Here is a 20,856-nt window from a genome sequence, read left to right on the forward strand (position 1 = left end):
CTAGTTAATGGCAGAAGCTTATAACGAAGAAGTAGTAGCGCTACTTCAAAAAGAATTGACAACGTATCGTTCAAAACAAATAACAACGGTTTTAACTTTATTAAATGAAGGAAATACAGTTCCTTTTATTGCCCGTTACCGGAAAGAAATGACTGGAAGTTTAGATGAAGTCCAAATCCGTGAAATAGAAGAACGTTATCATTATTTACAAAACTTGAAAAAGCGGAAAGAAGAAGTTCTCCGTTTAATTGAAGAGCAAGGAAAACTAACAAAAGAACTCAAAACAGATATTCAAAAAGCAGTAAAAATGCAACAAGTGGAAGATTTATATCGACCATATAAACAAAAACGTCGGACTAAAGCGACTATCGCGAAAGAAAAAGGGTTGGAACCATTAGCAGATTGGTTGCTCTCTTTACCTGAAAACGCGGATATCTTAGCCAAAGCGGCTACTTTTATTAATGAAGAAAAAGAAGTTGCAACCGCCGAGATAGCCTTGCAAGGTGCTCATGAAATTTTAGCAGAACGTATTAGCGATGAACCAAAATACCGAACATGGTTACGTGATTATATGGTTAAACATGCGCAATACGTTAGCGTAGTTAAGGACGAAGAAAAAGACGAAAAGCGGACCTATGAAATGTATTACGATTTTGCAGAACCAGTTAGCAAAATGGTGCCGCACCGTGTCTTAGCAACGAATCGTGGTGAAAAAGAAGACATTTTAAAGGTTTCCCTTGTCGCTGATGAAACAAAAATTAATGATTATTTCCAACGTCAACTAATCGGCAAACAAGCAACAAGTTTAGCTGCTCCATACATTGAAGCTGCTTATTTAGATAGCTATAAACGATTTATTGGACCAGCGATTGAACGGGAGATCCGCAATGAATTAACAGAAAAAGCTGATGAACAAGCGATTGCAATTTTCGGTGAAAATTTACGTAATTTATTATTACAGTCACCACTTAAAGGAAAAGTTGTTCTAGGATTTGACCCGGCTTATCGGACAGGCTGTAAATTAGCAGTTGTCGATGAAACTGGTAAAGTTTTAGCAATTCAAGTGATTTATCCACATAAACCAGCGACTGCTGCGAAACGTGAAGCCGCTGGTCCAGCCTTTAAAAAGATCATTGAAGACTATCAAGTGGACATGGTAGCTATTGGAAACGGAACGGCAAGTCGTGAATCTGAATTGTTTGTGGCAGAGCAATTAAAAGCGGTGAAACGGGACGTCTTTTACGTGATTGTTAATGAAGCAGGGGCTTCCGTTTACTCTGCGAGTGAAGTAGCTCGTAAAGAGTTTCCTGATTTACAAGTCGAAGAACGAAGTGCGGTCAGCATTGCACGTCGTTTACAAGATCCGTTGGCAGAATTAGTAAAAATTGATCCCAAAGCAGTCGGGGTTGGTCAATATCAGCATGACGTATCGCAAAAACGTCTTGCCGAGCAATTGGATTTTGTTGTAGAAACTGCGGTAAACCAAGTTGGTGTTGATGTGAATACAGCGAGTGCTCAACTTTTACAACATATTTCTGGCTTAAATAAAACAACGGCGCAAAACTTAGTCACTTATCGTGATGAAAATGGTGTCTTTACAGCACGAAATCAAGTCAAAAAAGTACCTCGTTTAGGACCAAAAGCATTTGAACAAGCAATTGGCTTTTTACGAATTCCTAATGGCAAAAATGTGTTAGATAACACTGGCATTCACCCAGAAAGTTATCCAGTAGCACAAGCAATTTTAGAAAAAGCAGAGATTGCTTCTAAAGAATTAGGGACAGCAGAAGCTATCGAAAAATTGAAACAGTTACCAGTGAATCAATTAGCTACTGAGTTAGAAGTAGGTTCAGAAACACTCACGGATATTATTGCTAGTTTAATCCAACCAGGTCGTGATATGCGCGATGAGATGTCAGCACCACTTTTACGTAAAGACGTGTTGACGATGGAAGATTTGAAACCAGGAATGGAAATGCAAGGGACTGTTCGAAACGTAATTGACTTTGGTGCGTTTGTCGATATTGGTGTGAAGCAAGATGGCTTAGTCCACATTTCTAAGTTAAGTACTAAATTTGTTAAGCACCCAACGGATGTTGTTGCGGTGGGGGATGTAGTCACAGTTTGGGTAGAAGATGTTGACTTGAAAAAGGGGCGTATTAGTTTAACCATGTTGCCTCGTGCTGATAGAAAAGAGTAACAATGAAAGAGTCTCAACCAGTCTTGATGACAGATCAAGCGCTTCAAACGCTAGTGGAAAAAATTTCAATCGTATTTTTTCAGAAACCTTTTCTGCATCAAGCTACATTTAATCGGCGGTTAAAAACTACGGGCGGTCGCTATCATTTAGCTTCGCATCACCTGGATTTTAATCCAACTGTCTTTTTAAAGTATGGACAAGAGGAACTGGAAAAAGTCATTAAGCATGAGTTATGTCATTATCATTTACATTTAGCTGGCAAAGGCTATCAGCATAAAGATAAGGACTTTAAAGAGTTATTGGCTAAGACTGGCGGTGCCCGTTATGCACCGCCTCTAGTAGAACGGAAAAAAGCAGTTTTTCATCAGTACCAATGTCAGTCTTGTGGAGAAGTCATCCTCAGAAAACGACGAATTGATACGACACGATATGTCTGCGGAAAATGTCATGGGCGTTTGTCCTGGCAAGTGAAAAAAGAACAAATCTAACGATTCTGGTCTTTGTTATCTTGACAAAGACCAGTAATTATTTTAGGATAAATAAGTGCTCTTAAAATGCAGATGTGTTGGAATTGGCAGACAAGCATGATTGAGGGTCATGTGGACAGATGTCCGTGTGGGTTCGAGTCCCATCATCTGCATCAACTAGTATAACAAGAGGTCGGGACAGAAGTGTTTAACTCCGAGAAATAAGAAGGAGTTGCTTCTGTTCCCGCCGTTTATCAGTTTTTGAGCGTGGAGCAAAAATCCAAAGTGATTTTTGTCCCACGCTCTTGTTTATTACGGAAAAACCATCAATTTTTTATTAAATTCTGATATTTATTATTGCTTTTTCATTATAGTTGGCGTAACTTTAGAGTATAAATTTGTGAAGCGAGGGAGTCCGTGTGAGAAATTTTAAAAAATCCGATAAATTAAATAACGTAAGTTACGATGTCCGTGGTCCTGTTTTAGAAGAAGCAGAACGCATGCAAGAAGAGGGCATACGTATTTTGAAATTAAATACAGGGAATCCAGCGCCATTTGGTTTTGATGCCCCAAATGAAATTGTGCGCGACATGATTGTGAATGTTCGCGATTCAGAAGGTTATTCCGATTCAAAAGGTATTTTTTCTGCAAGAAAAGCGATTGAACAATATTGCCAATTAAAAAAATTTCCTAATGTAACGATTAATGATATTTACACTGGTAATGGCGTGAGTGAACTAATTACCATGTGTATGCAAGGCTTGTTAAATAACGGCGATGAAGTACTTGTGCCAATGCCAGACTATCCTTTATGGACTGCTTCTGTTTCTTTGGCGGGCGGTACACCCGTTCATTATATTTGTGATGAGCAAGCAGAATGGTATCCAGACATTGATGATATAAAATCAAAAATAACTTCGAATACAAAAGCAATCGTTATTATCAATCCCAATAATCCGACTGGTGCTTTATATCCGAAAGAGTTATTACTAGAAATTGTCGAAGTGGCACGTCAAAATGATTTAATTATTTACTCCGATGAAATTTATGATCGTTTGGTCATGGACGGTTTGGTTCATGTACCGATTGCTACATTAGCACCTGATTTATTTGTCGTAACATTGAATGGTTTGTCAAAATCACATCGAGTGGCAGGCTTCCGATGCGGTTGGATGGTGTTAAGTGGAGATAAATCACGAGTAAAAGGGTATATCGAAGGGCTAAATATGCTTGCTTCCATGCGGTTATGCTCGAATGTATTGTCACAACAAATCATTCAAACCGCATTAGGTGGCTATCAAAGTGTCGATGATTTACTTTTGCCAGGTGGCAGAATTTACGAACAACGAGAATTTATTTACAATGCGATAAATGATATTCCTGGTTTATCAGCCGTGAAGCCTAAAGCAGCTTTCTATATTTTCCCGAAAATTGATACGGCCAAATTTGACATTTATGATGATGAAAAATTTGTTTTAGATTTCTTACACAAACATCATATTTTATTAGTCCATGGTGGTGGGTTCAACTGGCAACAACCAGATCACTTCCGTATTGTTTATTTACCGAAGATGGAAGACTTAAAAACTACAGCAGATAAAATGCGTGAATTTTTAAGTACCTACAAACAAAAATAAAAGAACTACCAAAAAATAGCCTCTAACGAAGCTATTTTTTGGTAGTTCTTGTTTTATCAACAATACTATTCTGCGGTTTCACATGCTTTTTTACTAATAATCATTCGGTTGGTATATTTTTCTTCCATATCAGGACTAGGATTTGCTACTACGATGAGATAAGAATTTTCATACTCCTTCTCCACAAAGCCTGAATAATTTGTTTTTTCCCAAATGAAGTGAACCTTTTTCTCTTCGGCCATACAATAACACTCCTTTTTAATAAAAATGAACCTATTTATTTTCTAAGAAAACCTTAGATAATGTTCTTGCAGTATATTATGCAATAAAGTACAATAAAAGCATAATGCGAATTCGCATATTTTGACAAAATCCCCATTTTGCAAGGAAAATGGCCGATATAAATAGGAGCTATTGTGATGAATTCTTTAGGTGCAGTTATTAAAGAAATTAGAAAAAATAGAAAATTGACACAGAAAATGTTATCTGAAGACATCTGTTCGCAAAGTGTTTTAAGTCGCATTGAAAACAATGAAGAGTTGCCAAACGTTCTCGTAATGCAACAACTTTGTGATCGTTTAGGTGTGACTGTTGACCAGATTATGCGTTATAAATCTGGTGATGTGCACGTTGTTACGTATTCATTTGAAAAAATGGCTGAATATTTTCGCCATAAAAAATATCAATTATTATTAAATTATTTAAAGGAAAATCGTATTGAAGAACAATTGTATTTAGATACGGACTGGCAAAAATATTATTATTATTTAGGTAGTTGTGAATTGTTTGTTCTAAATGATTATGAAAAAGCTATTGCTAGCTTGCGTAAAGGGTTATCTTTCACCTATAAAGCTGATAAGTTAAATGTTTCTGATTTAGAGATTCAATTAATTAGTTGTCTAGGTGCTACTTATGGTTACATGGGCAATCGAGTAGAAGCAGAACGATTTTTAAGTTTGAGTATTCATTATTTTAATCAATTGCCAAATGAACGCAGTAATGCAGAATTAACGAAAATATTTTTTAATTATGCTGATTTCTTATTCAAAAATTATACAGAAAAAGATGCCGAAATTTATGTGGATCAAGGAATTACTTGGGCCCGCAAAAAAAATAGTTATTATTATTTAAGTGAATTATTAAATCTAAAATATTTAGTTTTAATGAGAAAGAATAAACATGAAGAAGCAGAACGTTATCTGAACTTAGCACAACAAATGAAAAACGTGGAAAGTGGCAATCTTTAAAAAATCCTCAGAATTGCTTAAAAGGTCTACACCATTTCTTGACTTTTGTACTGATTAAGAGTACTTTTGAAGTAAGTAAAATAAAGAAAGAAGGATGAAGATGAAAACATTTATCTTTGCAGACAAGTTCTTTTTAAAAAGCGATGTTAAAGGACCTGGTTATTTAGAAATCACGGATGGTATCTTTGGTAATTATACAAAGGATGAACCGCAAGGGGACGTAAAAATTATTCGTGAGGAAGGCAAATGGATTGCCCCAGGTTTAGTCGATACTCATATTCATGGTTACATGAATCATGACGTAATGGATAACGATGCAGAAGGCATTAAAGTGATGTCTGAAGGCTTGTTATCTTGTGGTGTAACTTCATTTTTACCAACAACATTAACTTCAAGTAAAGAACGTTTAACAGACGTTGCACGTACGATTGGTCAAGTCTACCAAGAAGTACCTGGTGCAAAAATTCAAGGGATTTACTTTGAAGGACCTTTCTTTACTGAAGAACATAAAGGCGCACAAAATCCAAGTTATTTTGGAGATCCAGACCTTGATACATTCCACGAATGGCAAGAAGCTTCAGGCGGAATTATTAAGAAAATTGCGTTGGCTCCAGAACGTAATGGTGTGAAAGAATTTGTTGAAACCGTTACAGATGAAGGTGTCGTTGTTGCTTTAGGCCATAGTAATGCGACCTTAGAAGAAGCTGATGTGGCAGTTGAAGCAGGCGCTAGCGTTTTTGTTCATGCCTATAATGGGATGCGTGGCTTAAATCACCGTGAACCAGGGATGGTTGGTGCATTGTTAACGTTACAACACGTTTTCTCTGAATTAATTTGTGATGGACACCATGTACATCCGCAAGCGGCTGAAGTATTGATGGAAAAAGCGGGCCATGATCACGTTGCGTTAATTACAGACTGCATGATGGCTGGCGGTATGCCAGATGGCAACTACAATTTAGGTGAATTTCCTGTTGTGGTAGCAGAAGGAACGGCTCGTTTGGATACTGGGAACTTAGCAGGAAGTATTTTAAAACTAAAAGAAGCAATTAAAAATGTAGTTGATTGGGGTATTGCAACACCTGCACAAGCAATTATGATGGCTTCATTAGTTCCTGCGATTAGCTGTAAAATTGATGATCAATGCGGCATGATTGCAAATGGTCGCGATGCTGACTTTATCGTATTAGAACCAACCATGGAATTAGCAGCCACTTATTTAGATGGCGTAGAACGTTATCGAGCATAAGACACAAGAAAAAGCTTGCGGAAATTTATCCGCAAGCTTTTTTTTATAATTCTTTTGGTAAAATCGCAGAAGTGATTTCTTTGTTCTCGTAGGCAATAAAAAAATCGATTAATTGCTTGTCAAATTGCTCAATATCCTCTTTGTAAAGGGAGCTGGGAATCACAAAGGTTTGCTCTAGGGTGCCTGCTAGATAATCGCCATCTAAACTTTGGGCGACAACTAAAAATTCTTGTTTGCGCCAATGTTCCACATCTGTTTCAGAAATGGTTTCTGGAGAGGCTAAAAATTTACAATTTTCGACAAACTGTTCATCAATTTCTTCACTGAAAGTTAATTCAGCATCCTCTTCTTGAGGTTGAGAGAGGATTGCTTGCAAAAATGTTTGTGGTTTTGCATCGGGTAATGTTTCTTTTAGCTGTTCAAAATCCAATGAAAGTTCCTCCTTATTGTTTGTTTAAAATAGTTACTGAAAAATCAATGGGTGAATTTGTTTTAAGGCTTTTGGCTTCTAAGATGATTTTTTCAGCCAACAAATCGTTTCCGTTATATACAGGTGTCACGCGATAACGAACGGTTTCGCCGCGATCAAGAGCTGCCCGAATCTGATTTTCATATTTCGTCATATAAGGAGTGTTGACAGGATTCTGATACAAGGTGGTTAAGTTACGTGGATCATCACCACTGCCTCCCATTTGACGGCCGATTAGGTGGCCACGCGAATGATTAGCTTTTCCTGAAATGAAACCAGCTGGTCGAATATCTTTATTAGCGGAAGTTCCTGTATTGACCATTGCGGGTTTTAATAGCGCATCAGCGCCTGTCGCTCGTTTTAGACGATCTAGAGAATGATAAGTAATCCAGCCGTTTGAGCTATCCTTTAATTCCTCTGCTGAAAATGTGGCTTTACCATTTTCAATGGGTCCAGGATTATCTCCTTTTGGTGCTGGTGTGCTTGAGGGGGTGGTTGTTTGTGGTTGAACATTAAATAAATCTTGTAAAGCATCAGGAACTTTAACGCCAACCGCGCCTAAAATTAAAATGATTAATGCGCCAATCAGCATGATGGTTGAATTAAATGGTGGTTTCTTCTTTCTGTTTGCCATAACGTGCTCCTCTAATTTTATACTTGCAATAGTCCAAATTTAAGTGGACCATCTTTTCTATTATACGTAAATTTGCTAAAAAATCAAAAAAGGCTTTTCTTTGAAAGACTTGTTTTCTCAGATATGTTACTATTTTAATGTAGAAGGGAAGGGATAGTGGATGGCCTATATTGAAGTCAAAAATGAATACAAGCGTTACCAAATGGGAGAGACAACTATTACTGCGAATGACGGCATTTCTTTTGAAGTGGAAAAAGGAGAAGTAGCGGTTATTTTAGGCCCCAGCGGTGCTGGAAAATCAACTGTTTTAAATATTCTTGGTGGAATGGACAGCTGTGATGAAGGGGAAATTATTATTGATGGCACAGATATCGCTCAGTTTTCAGAGAAACAATTAACCACTTATCGACGCAATGATGTCGGGTTTGTTTTCCAATTTTACAATTTAGTCCCAAATTTAACGGCAAAAGAAAATGTCGAATTGGCTTCGCAAATCGTTGCGGATGCGTTGGATTCGACCACTGTTTTACAATCGGTGGGTTTAGGGGAACGTTTAGATAATTTTCCAGCGCAACTTTCTGGTGGTGAACAACAACGAGTGACCATCGCCCGTGCGATTGCTAAAAAGCCCAAGTTACTTTTATGTGATGAACCGACAGGAGCACTGGATTATGAAACAGGGAAACAAATTTTAACCATTTTGCAAAACACTGCTCGTGAAACTGGAACGACCGTCTTAATTATTACCCACAATTCAGCCATTGCAGAAATGGCCGATCGGGTAATTCGAATTAATGATGCGAAAGTTCGCGAAATGACTGTGAATGATCAGCCTAAATTGGTTGCTGAAATTGAATGGTAGGTGCCTAAAATGAAGAAAACAGCGCTAATTAAAACAAGCTTACGTGAAATTAGACAATCTACTACACGGTTTTTATCGATTATGGGAATTATTTTCCTTGGTGTAATGGTTTTTGTTGGTTTGAAAGCTACTGGACCAGATATGATTAAAACCGCGAATAATTATTACCAGAAAGAGCAGCTTCCAGATGCGCGAATAATTTCTACAATGGGACTGGAAAAGAAAGATTTAACAACATTACAGTCTTTAAAAGATGTCGAAACAGTTGTGCCGCGGTATACAATAGATGCCACGATTGGGCCGCAAAATAATGCAGTAAAATTGTTTGGCTATCGAAAAAATCAAGCAGGATCGGTTAACTATCAAGTAGTTGACGGTCGGTTACCTAAACAAACAAATGAAATTGCATTAGATACATTAGCGAAAACTAGATATGACTATAAAATGGGTGATAAAATCACTTTAAACGATGTAGCGATTAAAGAAAAAGGACTGACGCAAACTCATTTTACTGTTGTTGGATTTATCAATTCAGCAGAATATATTGATAATACATCCAGGGGAACCACAACGGTCGGTTCTGGAACGTTAAACTTTTTTGGCGTGGTTTCGGAAAAAGCCTTTGACAGTCAACGATATCCAGAATTGCTAATCTCATTTCGTTCATTAAAACATCAAAATACGTATTTCTCTGATTATGAAAAGAAAAGAGAGCAGGCCTTGAATCAGGTAAAAGAGGCACTGAAAAATCGGCCAGAAGAACAGATTGCGGCTCTGCGTGATTCGGCTCAGCCGGACATTAACCAAGGTCGGCAAGCGCTGGAAACGGGAAAACAAGCGCTTGCGCAGTTGGAGCAACAACCAGGAATTCCAGCTGAGATGCTTGAAAAGCAAAAAGACGAATTGGCTAAACAAGAACAACTGTTGGCTGAAAAAGAAACAGAGCTAGCCAATTTGAAAGCCCCAACGTATTATTATTTTACTAGGGAAGACAATCCAGGATTTTCTGAATATCAAGATAACGCTGATCGGATTTCTTCTTTAGCCACGCTGTTCCCGTTGTTCTTTTTCCTAATTGCGGCATTAGTCAGCTTAACTACCATGACACGTATGGTGGAAGAAAAAAGAATGGAAATTGGTAGTTTGAAAGCTTTAGGTTATCGTAATCGTGAAATTGCTTCGATTTTTATTACCTATGCAACGGTTGCCAGCCTAACAGGTGCATTATTAGGATTGGCAGTTGGCTATTATCTATTCCCTAAAATAATTTTTGATGCCTACGGTCAAATGTACAATATTCCTGATTTAGTTACACCGTGGTACTTAAATTACAGTTTATGGGGCATCATTGTAGCCTTAGCTTGTACTGTGGGAGCGGCCTTAGTGACATTAAGAATCGATTTATTAAGTACCCCAGCTACCTTGCTAAGACCCAAAGCGCCGAAAGCAGGCCAACGGATTTTATTAGAACGAATCCGCCCTTTATGGCAACGCATGAGCTTTATTCAAAAAGTGACCGCTAGAAATCTGTTCCGCTATAAACGACGGATGCTGATGACCGTTATCGGAATAGCTGGTTGTATGGGGCTGTTAATTGTTGGTTTTGGTTTACGCGATTCAATTGTGGATGTCGCTACAATTCAATTTAATAAAATCTGGCATTACCAAGCAGTCGTGACTTTTAAAGAGCAAACAACACCTGAAGAGACAAAAGAGTATCAAGAAACGTTGCGCAAACTGGATGGTTTGAATAAAACAATTCCGTTATATTCAGAAATCTTTAAAACGAAGGGCAAAGGCGCACCAACTCAAAATATTACTCTTTATGTGCCACAAGATCCTTCGAAAATGGCTGATTTTCAGTTATTTAATGATCGAGTCACTGGAGAAAAATATTCCCTCAACGATGACGGTGTAATCATTAATGAAAAATTAGCTAAATTATTTGGCTATAAAGTCGGAGATCAATTAAATTTAGAAAATAGTGATAATCAAACCTATCACGTGAAAATTGCCGCGATTGCAGAGAACTACACGGGTCATTTTGTCTATATGACGCCGAAACTCTACCAGACGATGACGAAACAGAAGCCGGAGTATAATACAGAATTCCTACTTTTTGACAAAAAGTTATCCTCAAAACAAGAAACCTCAATCGGAGAGGCGTTGACAAAACAGCCGAAAGTGTTGAACATTACGTTTTTAACTGCGATGAAAGGTTCGTTTGATGATATGCTGAAAAGCCTTGATATTGTCATTTGGGTACTAATTGCTGTTTCTGGTTCTTTAGCGTTAATTGTGTTATATAATTTAACCAACATTAATGTTTCTGAACGGATTCGAGAACTTTCCACGATTAAGGTTTTAGGGTTTTACGATCGTGAAGTCACCACCTATGTTTACCGTGAAAACATTATTTTAACGTTCATTGGTATTATTGTTGGCTGCTTCTTTGGGAAAATTTTGCATCAGTATATTTTAGCAACCGTTGAAGTTGATTTAATTATGTTTTCGCCAATTATTCATTGGCCAAGTTATCTGTATTCCGCAGTCATCACCATGTGTTTCACGTTGTTTGTGATGGTCATTATGCATCGAAAATTGAAGAAAATCAATATGATTGAAGCGTTAAAATCAAATGAATAGAACATTTTAAAAAACGAGGAGTCCGTAGAAGTTCGATAATTCTAGGGCTGCTCGTTTATTGTTGCTTCTTTTATTAAGAAAAAATAGGTCTTAAGATGTATCTTTTGAGATTTATTTGGAAATTACTACTCTTTTTATTTAAAAATTGGTACACTATTACTAGGTTATAGCACAGAAAGGAGTGTGGGAAAAGTGTTAGAAGGTCTACCATTGGAAACGGTTTATTTTTATGCATTAGTGGGGAGCGCGGTCCTCGCTTTTTTACTAATTATTTTTGGGGATGTTTTTAATTTTGATGGACCGGTGGACCCAATGCTGATTATTCCATGGATTGCTTTTACCTCGCTGTTTGGGTACCTTGGGGAAGAATTAACAGCGGTGAATAGTTGGCTTATTTTAATTGTCAGTGGTATTCTTTCAACCATTATTGTTTTCTTCCTAAATTTTTATGTGTTGGTCCCTTTGAAAAATTCGGAGGCCACAATTTCTATTTCGGAAAAAGACATGGAGGGTCGTGTTGCTACTGTGATTACCCCAATCCCTGTCCGGGGAATGGGCGAGATTCAATTGAAGAGTGTCACAGGTTCGTTAAGTCGACCAGCAGCATTTTATGTGCCACAAGAAGTGGCTGCGCCAAGAGGTAGTGAGGTATTGATTATTGAATTGAAAGAACGGGTTTGTTATGTCATTCCTTACGAAGGCAGTCTAAAAATATAGAGTAGGAGAGAAGAAAATGGGGATTTTGTTACCGATTATTATTGCAGTTTTAGTATTATTAATGTTATTAATTGTGTTTGTTTCTAAATATCAGACAGCCAAACCTGATGAAGCGTTAATTATCAGCGGGAGCTATCTAGGCTCTAAAAATGTTCATGTAGACGAAGGTGGCAACAAAATTAAAATCGTTCGTGGCGGTGGTGCGTTTGTCTTACCAGTGTTCCAACGTTCAAATCGAATTAGTTTGCTTTCAAGTAAATTAGATGTTTCTACACCAGAAGTGTACACAGAACAAGGGGTTCCTGTAATGTGTGATGGGACATCAATCATTAAAATTGGTTCGTCAGTTGAAGAAATTGCGACAGCAGCGGAACAATTTTTAGGAAAAACAACAGAAGAATTAGAAAATGAAGCACGTGAAGTATTAGAAGGACATTTACGTTCGATTTTAGGTTCAATGACAGTGGAAGAAATTTACCAAAATCGTGATAAATTTAGCCAAAGTGTACAAGAAGTTGCCAGTGTTGACTTAGCTAAAATGGGCTTAGTTATTGTGTCGTTCACAATTAAAGAAGTTCGTGATAAAAATGGATACTTGGATTCATTAGGGAAACCAAGAATCGCTCAAGTTAAACGTGATGCAGATATTGCTGAAGCAGAAGCCTTGAAAGAAACTCGCATCAAAAAAGCGGAAGCAGAAAAAGAATCACAACAAGCGGAATTGCAACGTCAAACAGAAATTGCAGAAGCTTCAAAAGAAAAAGAATTGAAATTAGCGTTATACAAACAAGAACAAGATATTGCCAAAGCCAAAGCAGACCAAGCCTATAACTTGGAAAGCGCGCGTGCACAACAACACGTGGTGGAACAAGAAATGGAAGTCAAAGTCGTTGAACGTCAAAAACAAATTGAGTTAGAAGAAAAAGAAATTACGCGTCGTGAAAAACAATACGACTCAGAAGTGAAGAAAAAAGCCGATGCAGATCGTTACGCACGCGAACAAGAAGCTCTTGCTCAAAAGGCACGCGAAGTGGCAGAAGCCGAAGCAGAACGCTTCAAAGTTGAAGCATTAGCCGAAGCGGAAGCCAACAAAACGCGTTTAACAGGTCAAGCGCAAGCCGAAGCTATTTTAGCTCGTGGTGCAGCGGAAGCCGAAGCCAAACAAAAGATTGCTGATGCCTTCAAAGAATATGGTGAAGCAGCTGTGTTAAGTATGGTGATGGAAATGTTACCACAATTAATGAAAGAAGCAGCACAACCATTGGGCAACATCGACAAGATTTCAGTGGTAGATACAGGCGCAGGTGGCGAAAATTCTGGCGCCAACCGTATTACCAATTATGCAACAAACTTGTTGGCTGGTACACAAGAAACACTAAAAGAAACAACGGGCCTCGACGTGAAAGAGCTAATTGAAAACTTTTCTAAAAAAGGTACCTCAAATAGCGTGAACTATCATGCAACAGAAGGTTCAGAAAAAGAATAGAAATCAGCCTTTAAGGAGTAGCGAATCGCATTTCGTTACTCCTTAATGCTGCATTGAAACGATAAACGAACAAGCTGACAGAGAAATAGCGAGTGCTTGTTTTGTTTCAAAGATTCTGATAACATAGAGTTCTTGGAGGGATAGAGATGTCAAAAAAGAATAAAGATATTGAAGTACGTGTCGAAGAAGAAAAAGCCCAATACAATGGAGCAAATGTTTTAATGAACAAATTATTTATTGGTAAAAAAGAAATCGGTCGTGTCATTCCGCAAAATGATAAAAAATTCATCATTGAAATTGATGGCAAGCAAGAAGGTACAGCAAAAAATCTGGACGAAGCCTTTGAAACAATTATTCGTCAATGGAATTTAAGTGAATAAAAAATAAATAACAATTTTTTTAAAAAAAGGGTTGCTTTTTTCTGGAAAAGATTGTATTATAACTAAGTCAGGTCGTTACAGCGACAATGACTTTTTGGAGGAATAGCGAAGTGGCTAAACGCGACGGACTGTAAATCCGTTCCTTAGGGTTCAGTGGTTCGAATCCACTTTCCTCCATTTTCTTTTTGGGGTATAGCCAAGCGGTAAGGCAACGGACTTTGACTCCGTCATGCGTTGGTTCGAATCCAGCTACCCCAGTTTTCAGAACATTTCTGGTAGAGAGATGTTCTTTTTTTGTATAATTATATAACAAAAATGAGGTAAGATTTTCCTCATGTACAGGCTAGAAAAGTTTTCATTTATATAAGAATATGCTAAAGTATTAAGAAAGAATAGTCTGGAGTTGATAAGAATGAACTTTAAAGAAAAAATTACAGAAATGGTTGAAAATGTTTACGATTTAGCACGCGATGGTAAGTATGATGTCAAAGTTGACTTAATTCCTCGTAAAAAAGGCAACATCAAAAGTGGTGTTAAAGTCACTTCTTCAAGAAATACAGCCCACAATATCAAATGGCGTTCAAAAAACTAATTCGTCTTTAACAGAAACACCGGAGCAGACAAAATTATTGTCTACTCCGGTGTTTTTATTTTTCTAATTCGATGCCTAAGACAGTTAAATGACCATTACCAACTAATTTGATAACTAATTGGGCTAAGTGGTTGGGTGTCATATCCGTTTCGCTAGTAATCCACCAATGAAGGGTACCGATGAAGATAGAGGTCATATATTCAATAACAAAATCTATCGGTACATCAATATCATTTTCGGTAATACGCAACTGCGAAAAAATCGTCGCATATTTTTCTTCGATAATTTCAGCTAAGCGTTTTCGAAAGTGTTCGTTGAAATTATTGTCCATGATAGTTAAGAAGAAAGATTTGTTCTCTTGAATATTAATATAGAGTTGCGTCAGAAGTTCTTCAATGTGCTTCACGCGGACACGGTTGCCATTAACCAGTTGTTGCGAATCAAGAATAGCGGTAAAAGCACTAAGCGTAAAGGTGAAGATTGCATCATATAAATGCTGTTTGTCTTTAAAATGAGCATAAAAAGTCGCACGATTAATCATAGCTTCATCAGCAATATCTTGAATCGTCACCGCTTCGTAGCCTTTCGTTTCTACAAGTTTAAAAAAAGCTTCAATAATCATTTTTCTGGTTCGTTGTACTCTAAGGTCTGTTTTCTTTGCCATCATAAATTCCTTTCGAGATAGTCAACATTCGCGGAAACTTTGTTGTTTATCTCACAAAATAGGGTAAATTGCTTGTTGCAAATCATTTAGAACCTTTCTAAAATAGGTATATCTATTATAACAAACAGTTTGTATAATAATCAACAAACTGTTGGGAAATGAAGGGGTATTTTAATTGATGGTTATGAGAGCAGGGATTGATGTTGGGTCAACGACAGTAAAATTAGTATTTTTAAATAAACAAAATCAGCCTATTTTTACAAAATATGAACGCCATTTTTCAGATGTCAAAGCAGCAACGGAACGCATTTTAAAAGAAGGGCTAGCAAGGATCGGTGCAGACCAACCTGTGACAATGAGCATAACTGGCTCTGGTGGTATGGGGCTGGCTGAGGTATTAGGGATTCCCTTTGTTCAAGAAGTTATCGCGTGTACACGAACTGTTGAAACAATAATCCCAGAAACGGATGTTGCTATTGAACTTGGCGGAGAAGATGCAAAAATCACTTTTTTTGATGGTGCTTTAGAGCAACGAATGAATGGTAGTTGTGCAGGTGGGACAGGCGCCTTCATCGATCAAATGGCTGTTTTACTTAAAACGGATGCCAATGGAGTGAATGAATTGGCGAAGAATTATCAAACTATTTATCCGATTGCTTCCCGCTGTGGGGTTTTTGCTAAAACGGATGTTCAACCTTTAATCAATGAAGGAGCAGCGAAAGAAGATATCGCGGCGAGTATTTTTCAAGCGGTAGTTAATCAAACAATCGCCGGGTTAGCTGCTGGTCGCAAAATTAAAGGTAAAGTAGCATTTTTAGGGGGACCTTTATTTTTCATGTCAGAATTGAGAAAACGGTTTGTTGAAACCTTAGCAATTCAGCCAGAAGATGTTATTTTTCCAGAACAACCGCAACTGTTTGTAGCAATGGGTGCAGCACTTTATTCAGAAGATGCAGCCGAATGTACATTGGAAGAATTAATTCAGCGCTTAGTGAACAGCCAGGCTACTGATTTACAGCCGAGCGACACGTTACCACCGTTATTTAACAGCGCAGAAGATTTGGCAGATTTTCGAGAAAGACACGCGCAAGCTCAAGCAACGGAGAAACCTTTATCTCAACATACTGGCGTGACCTTTTTAGGGATTGATGCAGGCTCTACAACGACAAAAGTCACATTGATTGATGAAGATGGTCATTTGTTGTTTTCTTTTTATGGTAATAACCAAGGGCAACCTTTAGAAACCGCCATGACAGTACTGAAATCACTTTATCAACAACTGCCTGAAGAAGTTTTTATCGGAAAAGCGGCTGTTACAGGATATGGAGAACAGCTAATAAAAAATGCGTTAAAAGTCGATATTGGTGAAGTTGAAACGATGGCCCATTACAAAGCAGCCAACCATTTTCAGCCAGGTGTGGATTTTATTTTGGATATCGGAGGACAAGATATGAAAGCGATGACCATTAAAAATGGCGTGCTTTCCTCGATACAATTAAATGAAGCTTGTTCTTCTGGGTGCGGTTCCTTTATCGAAACCTTTGCGCAATCTTTAAAATATAATGTGAAGGATTTTGCTTTGGCGGCTTTAGAATCGCAAGCGCCTGTTGATTTAGGTTCTCGGTGTACTGTTTTTATGAACTCAAAAGTGAAACAGGTTCAAAAAGAAGGGGCCTCTGTCGGCGATATTTCTGCTGGACTATCTTATTCAGTCATCAAAAATGCCATTTATAAAGTCATTAAAGTTCGCCGACCTGAAGAGTTGGGAGAAAAGATTGTCTGCCAGGGAGGAACATTTTACAATGAAGCGGTCTTGAGAGCTTTTGAAAAAATTAGCGGTCGTGAAGTGGTTCGTCCATCTATTGCTGGTTTGATGGGGGCCTATGGAGCAGCGCTGATTGCTTTGGACGCTTATGAAATTGGGGAAGAAACCACGCTTCTTTCTTTAGAAGAGTTAGCGGCATTTACCTCTGAAAAGGAATTTACTCATTGCGGCTTGTGTGAAAACAATTGTCAATTAACGGTCACAGTGTTTTCAGATGGGCGCCAATTTATTACGGGAAATCGCTGTGAACGTGGTGCACGAATTAAAATTAAACGAGAAGAACGCAAAGTGAATTTGGTTGATTATAAGTACCGCAAGTTATTTAAGTACCGACCTTTGCGGGAAAGTAAAGCGTTTCGTGGGCGCGTGGGTATCCCTAGAGTCCTAAACATGTATGAAAATTATCCTTTGTGGCATACATTTTTTACTGACTTAGGCTTTCGGGTCGAATTATCGCCACGTTCTAATAAACAAATCTATGAACAAGGCCTTGAAACGATTCCCAGTGATACGGTTTGTTACCCAGCGAAAATGGCGCATGGACATATTCAAGCATTAATTGATGCGCACGTGCCAATCATCTTTTATCCTGGTGTCGTTTTTGAACAGCAAGAAACAGTGGAAGCAGATAATCATTTTAATTGTCCAATTGTGCAAAGCTACCCAGATGTTATTCGAAATAATGTGGATGCCATCAGAGAGGGCCAAGTGGATTATCGAAATCCCTATCTTAATTTAGCGAATGAAACTGCAGTTGCCAAAGTTTTAGCTGAAAATTTTGCTGATTTAGGGATTTCCTTAGAAGAAATTCAAACAGCGCTGCATCATGGTTATCAAGAATTAGCAGCCTTTAAAAAAGAAATTCAAGAAAAAGGCGAAGAAACGTTAGCCATGTTAACTGAAAAAGGCCAGAGAGGGATTGTCTTATCGGGGCGACCGTATCACTTGGATCCAGAGATTAATCACGGCATTGCCGAAGTCATTACACAGGAAGGATTCCATGTCTTGACAGAAGACAGTATCTCGCATCTTGGAGACGTGCAGAATTTACGTGTGGTGAATCAATGGGTCTATCATTCTCGCTTATATGCGGCGGCTAAAGTAGTGGCTAAGACGAAAAATTTAGAACTTGTCCAACTGAATTCCTTTGGTTGCGGCTTAGATGCTGTGACAACCGATCAAGTAGAAGAAATCATGGATCGGTCTGGCAAAATTTATACAGTCCTCAAAATCGATGAAGGCGCGAATTTGGGCGCAATTCGTATTCGGTTGCGCTCCTTGAAAGCGGCTGTCAATGAGCGGGAGAAGCAACAGTTTGTTCCGCATATGCAAATGGAAGAGCCAGAGAAAATTGTGTTTACAAAACAAATGAAAAAAACACATACTTTACTGTTACCAATGCTTAGCCCGATTCATCAATCTGGATTAGTCGATGTAGCATTACAAGCTTCTGGCTATCATGTCGTCTGTTTGCCTGCGCAAGACAAAGAAGCTGTGAATGTCGGGTTAAAATATGTCAATAATGATGCGTGTTACCCAGCAATTATTTCCATCGGACAACTAGTTGAAGCTTTGGAAAGTGGTCAATATGATTTGGATAATGTCAGTGTCTTAATGACGCAAACAGGGGGCGGTTGTCGCGCAACGAATTACATTCCATTATTACGAAAAGCCTTAAATGATGCTGGTTTTTCTCAAGTTCCTGTAGTTTCAGTTTCGATGGGCAATAAAGGAGTCGAATCCAATCCAGGATTTAAATTTACGTTGCCAATGATCAAGCGCTTAGTAGTTGCCTTTTTATATGGTGACTTATTCGAACGAGTAGTTTATCGAACAAGACCTTATGAAACAGAAAAAGGAATGGTGGATCAACTGCACCAAGATTGGCTAAAAAGAGTGGAAGCCAATGTCCGGAATGGTTCGCTGACACAATTTAATCACTTCATGAAAAAAATTATTCGGACGTTTGATGAAATTCCTTTACAAGAGATAAAAAAACCAAAAGTCGGTGTGGTCGGGGAAATTTTAGTGAAATATTCGCCGACAGCGAATAATGATATTGTGCGTTTGCTAGAAGAAGAAGGTGCTGAAGCAGTTGTGCCAGATATTGTTGGCTTTATGAACTATTCTTTGTACAATCAAATTTGGAAATACGAAAATATGGGCATGTCAAAACAAAGCAAACGTTTAGCAGAATTTGCGATAAAAATCATTGAATTGGTAGAAAAACCAATGGATAAGGCATTGAGAAAATCGGTCCGTTTTGATGGTATTCATTCCATTTATGATATGGCAGCAGACGCAAGTAAAATTTTATCAATTGGAAATCATACGGGTGAAGGTTGGTTTTTAACAGCTGAAATGATTGAGCTCTTAAAACACGAGGTGAATAACATCGTTTGTATGCAGCCGTTTGGATGTTTACCAAACCATATTGTTGGAAAAGGGGTCGTGAAAGAGCTACGACGTCAATATCCGCAAGCAAACATTGCGGCGGTGGATTATGATCCAGGGGTATCTTTGGTTAATCAGTTGAACCGAATCCGTTTGATGATGGCCACAGCGAACAAGTTGTTGAAAGAAGAAAATGTAAAAAGATAATAACTAATAGAAATTCGTTTAAAAACATTTGACTTGGTCACTTTTTACTGACTAAGCCAAATGTTTTTGTTATAAAAAGAAAGCATGCAACTAGACCAACTTTGATAAAAATTCCAATTCCTCTTTTATTTATCATTTTTTGGTTGTTTACACGGTCTATACCAGTTATAATAGAAGAGGAGATGAACGAAGAGGAGGAAGCGTAAATGGTTCAAAATATACCAATTTATATTCAAATTCACGATAAAATCAAAGAAGATATTGAAAAAGGTGTCTGGAGCATCGGGGATCGTTTGCCCTCTGAGCGAGAATTAGCCTTGAAATTTGATGTTAGTCGAATGACCTTACGCCAAGCCATCCAGACTTTAGCAGACGAAGGGATTTTAGAACGAAAAATTGGTTCAGGAACGTATGTAGCACGTAAGAAAGTTCAAGAAACAATGACAGGTACCACTAGTTTTACAGAAATTACCTTGTCTCAAAATCGCGTTCCTTCTAGTCGGACGGTGTCTTATTTTGTAGCGAAACCTAGTTCTAGTGAGATGGAAAAATTACAACTAGGTCCAGAAGATTCAATTTTACGAATGGAAAGAATTCGTTTTGCGGATGACATTCCGATTTGTTTTGAGGTGGCGAGCATTCCTTATTCATTGGTCTCGCAATATGGCAAATCTGAAATCACGAACTCTTTTTATAAAACACTTGAAGCCAAATCTGGCCACAAAATTGGCCATTCTAACCAAACAATCTCTGCTGTTCAAGCATCGGAACAGATCGCAGAATATTTAGAGATTAAACGAGGCGATGCGATTCTGCGTGTGCGCCAAGTATCCTATTTTGAAAACGGACTACCTTTTGAATATGTTCGTACGCAGTATGCAGGAAGTCGATTTGAGTTTTATTTAGAGAAGTAGAGAAATGATAAGTATGGAAAAATGCCAAGAAATAGGCTGAGGTAAGATATTTTAACCTCCAAAAGTTGTATCTGAAAAATACAATTTTTGGAGGTTATTTTTTATGAACTTATCAGGTAGAATTCAAATTAAAATTAGTGAAAGCATCTCAATTCAAATAAATATTGAATAGAGTAGCAAGTCTGAATACCAGAAAAGTGAGATGGTTTGTCCCGCTATAAATATTGTTAAAAAATAAACTTATAATAGCTGCTAGTTTATTTGCT

General features: G+C 37.9%; 17 protein-coding genes and 3 tRNA genes. 16 read left to right on the top strand and 4 right to left on the bottom strand.

The genetic code is table 11. The features are described 5' to 3' along the window. Positions 1-7 precede the first annotated feature (7 nt). The 4 genes from IGL13_RS05395 to IGL13_RS05410 all read left to right on the top strand — a co-directional run bounded on the left by IGL13_RS05395 (position 8) and on the right by IGL13_RS05410 (position 4,304). Positions 8-2,200 (top strand): Tex family protein, encoded by a 2,193-nt coding sequence (locus IGL13_RS05395; RefSeq protein ID WP_002366578.1) that lies wholly within the window; start codon positions 8-10, stop codon positions 2,198-2,200. 26 nt (positions 2,201-2,226) lie between these two features. Further along, complete coding sequence (locus tag IGL13_RS05400; RefSeq protein WP_033600782.1) at positions 2,227-2,688, top strand: SprT family protein; 462 nt, start codon at positions 2,227-2,229, stop codon at positions 2,686-2,688. A 68-nt stretch (positions 2,689-2,756) separates the two neighbouring features. Beyond that, positions 2,757-2,840, top strand: a tRNA-Leu gene (locus tag IGL13_RS05405). Positions 2,841-3,086: 246 nt separating this feature from the next. After that, positions 3,087-4,304, top strand: a complete 1,218-nt coding sequence (locus IGL13_RS05410; protein ID WP_002357817.1) for a pyridoxal phosphate-dependent aminotransferase — start codon at positions 3,087-3,089, stop codon at positions 4,302-4,304. A gap of 65 nt (positions 4,305-4,369) precedes the next feature. On the opposite strand, the gene IGL13_RS05415 is transcribed toward IGL13_RS05410, so the two are convergent. After that, positions 4,370-4,546 (bottom strand): hypothetical protein, encoded by a 177-nt coding sequence (locus IGL13_RS05415; protein ID WP_002357816.1) that lies wholly within the window; start codon positions 4,544-4,546, stop codon positions 4,370-4,372. 177 nt (positions 4,547-4,723) lie between these two features. Here IGL13_RS05415 and IGL13_RS05420 point away from each other — a divergent pair, with 177 nt between their 5' ends. Both IGL13_RS05420 and nagA read left to right on the top strand, forming a co-directional pair. Further along, positions 4,724-5,551, top strand: a complete 828-nt coding sequence (locus IGL13_RS05420) for a helix-turn-helix domain-containing protein (RefSeq protein ID WP_002381942.1) — start codon at positions 4,724-4,726, stop codon at positions 5,549-5,551. A 100-nt stretch (positions 5,552-5,651) separates the two neighbouring features. Continuing rightward, positions 5,652-6,800, top strand: a complete 1,149-nt coding sequence (gene nagA, locus IGL13_RS05425; RefSeq protein ID WP_002357814.1) for an N-acetylglucosamine-6-phosphate deacetylase — start codon at positions 5,652-5,654, stop codon at positions 6,798-6,800. A gap of 43 nt (positions 6,801-6,843) precedes the next feature. On the opposite strand, the gene IGL13_RS05430 is transcribed toward nagA, so the two are convergent. Together IGL13_RS05430 and IGL13_RS05435 are read right to left on the bottom strand one after the other, a co-directional pair. Continuing rightward, positions 6,844-7,230, bottom strand: a complete 387-nt coding sequence (locus tag IGL13_RS05430; protein ID WP_002360464.1) for a hypothetical protein — start codon at positions 7,228-7,230, stop codon at positions 6,844-6,846. A 13-nt stretch (positions 7,231-7,243) separates the two neighbouring features. Further along, positions 7,244-7,903 carry a DNA/RNA non-specific endonuclease gene (locus tag IGL13_RS05435; protein ID WP_002363828.1) on the bottom strand — a complete coding sequence of 220 codons (660 nt, stop codon included), beginning with the start codon at positions 7,901-7,903 and terminating at the stop codon, positions 7,244-7,246. A gap of 160 nt (positions 7,904-8,063) precedes the next feature. On the opposite strand from IGL13_RS05435, the gene IGL13_RS05440 reads away from it, so the two are divergent. The 8 genes from IGL13_RS05440 (at position 8,064) to IGL13_RS05475 (ending at position 14,586) form a co-directional block, all read left to right on the top strand. Further along, positions 8,064-8,765, top strand: coding sequence for an ABC transporter ATP-binding protein (locus tag IGL13_RS05440; RefSeq protein ID WP_002360463.1), 702 nt, complete (start codon positions 8,064-8,066; stop codon positions 8,763-8,765). Between the two features lie 9 nt (positions 8,766-8,774). After that, positions 8,775-11,411 (top strand): FtsX-like permease family protein, encoded by a 2,637-nt coding sequence (locus IGL13_RS05445; RefSeq protein ID WP_002388781.1) that lies wholly within the window; start codon positions 8,775-8,777, stop codon positions 11,409-11,411. Positions 11,412-11,594: 183 nt separating this feature from the next. Next, on the top strand, positions 11,595-12,128 hold the full coding sequence (locus tag IGL13_RS05450; RefSeq protein ID WP_002357809.1) for a hypothetical protein: 534 nt from the start codon (positions 11,595-11,597) through the stop codon (positions 12,126-12,128). A 16-nt stretch (positions 12,129-12,144) separates the two neighbouring features. After that, on the top strand, positions 12,145-13,614 hold the full coding sequence (locus IGL13_RS05455) for a flotillin family protein (protein WP_002357808.1): 1,470 nt from the start codon (positions 12,145-12,147) through the stop codon (positions 13,612-13,614). Positions 13,615-13,760: 146 nt separating this feature from the next. After that, positions 13,761-13,994 (top strand): DUF2969 domain-containing protein, encoded by a 234-nt coding sequence (locus tag IGL13_RS05460; protein ID WP_002357806.1) that lies wholly within the window; start codon positions 13,761-13,763, stop codon positions 13,992-13,994. 96 nt (positions 13,995-14,090) lie between these two features. Further along, positions 14,091-14,171: transfer RNA gene (locus IGL13_RS05465), tRNA-Tyr, on the top strand. A 9-nt stretch (positions 14,172-14,180) separates the two neighbouring features. Continuing rightward, a tRNA-Gln gene (locus IGL13_RS05470) sits at positions 14,181-14,252 on the top strand. A 154-nt stretch (positions 14,253-14,406) separates the two neighbouring features. Further along, the gene (locus IGL13_RS05475) at positions 14,407-14,586 is read left to right on the top strand and encodes a hypothetical protein (RefSeq protein ID WP_002357804.1); all 180 of its coding nucleotides are present in this window, start codon (positions 14,407-14,409) and stop codon (positions 14,584-14,586) included. A 55-nt stretch (positions 14,587-14,641) separates the two neighbouring features. Here the strand turns inward: IGL13_RS05475 and IGL13_RS05480 are convergent, their stop codons facing one another. Next, complete coding sequence (locus IGL13_RS05480; RefSeq protein WP_002357803.1) at positions 14,642-15,253, bottom strand: TetR/AcrR family transcriptional regulator; 612 nt, start codon at positions 15,251-15,253, stop codon at positions 14,642-14,644. Positions 15,254-15,428: 175 nt separating this feature from the next. Between IGL13_RS05480 and IGL13_RS05485 the strand changes: the two genes are divergently transcribed. Next, positions 15,429-19,676, top strand: coding sequence for a 2-hydroxyacyl-CoA dehydratase (locus IGL13_RS05485; RefSeq protein WP_002401519.1), 4,248 nt, complete (start codon positions 15,429-15,431; stop codon positions 19,674-19,676). Between the two features lie 206 nt (positions 19,677-19,882). Next, entirely contained in the window at positions 19,883-20,590 is a 708-nt protein-coding gene (locus IGL13_RS05490; protein ID WP_002357800.1) for a GntR family transcriptional regulator, read from the top strand. Positions 20,591-20,856: the final 266 nt, after the last annotated feature.

This window comes from Enterococcus sp. DIV1937, from assembly GCF_050535975.1.
GTDB classification, from domain to species: Bacteria; Bacillota; Bacilli; order Lactobacillales; family Enterococcaceae; genus Enterococcus; species Enterococcus faecalis.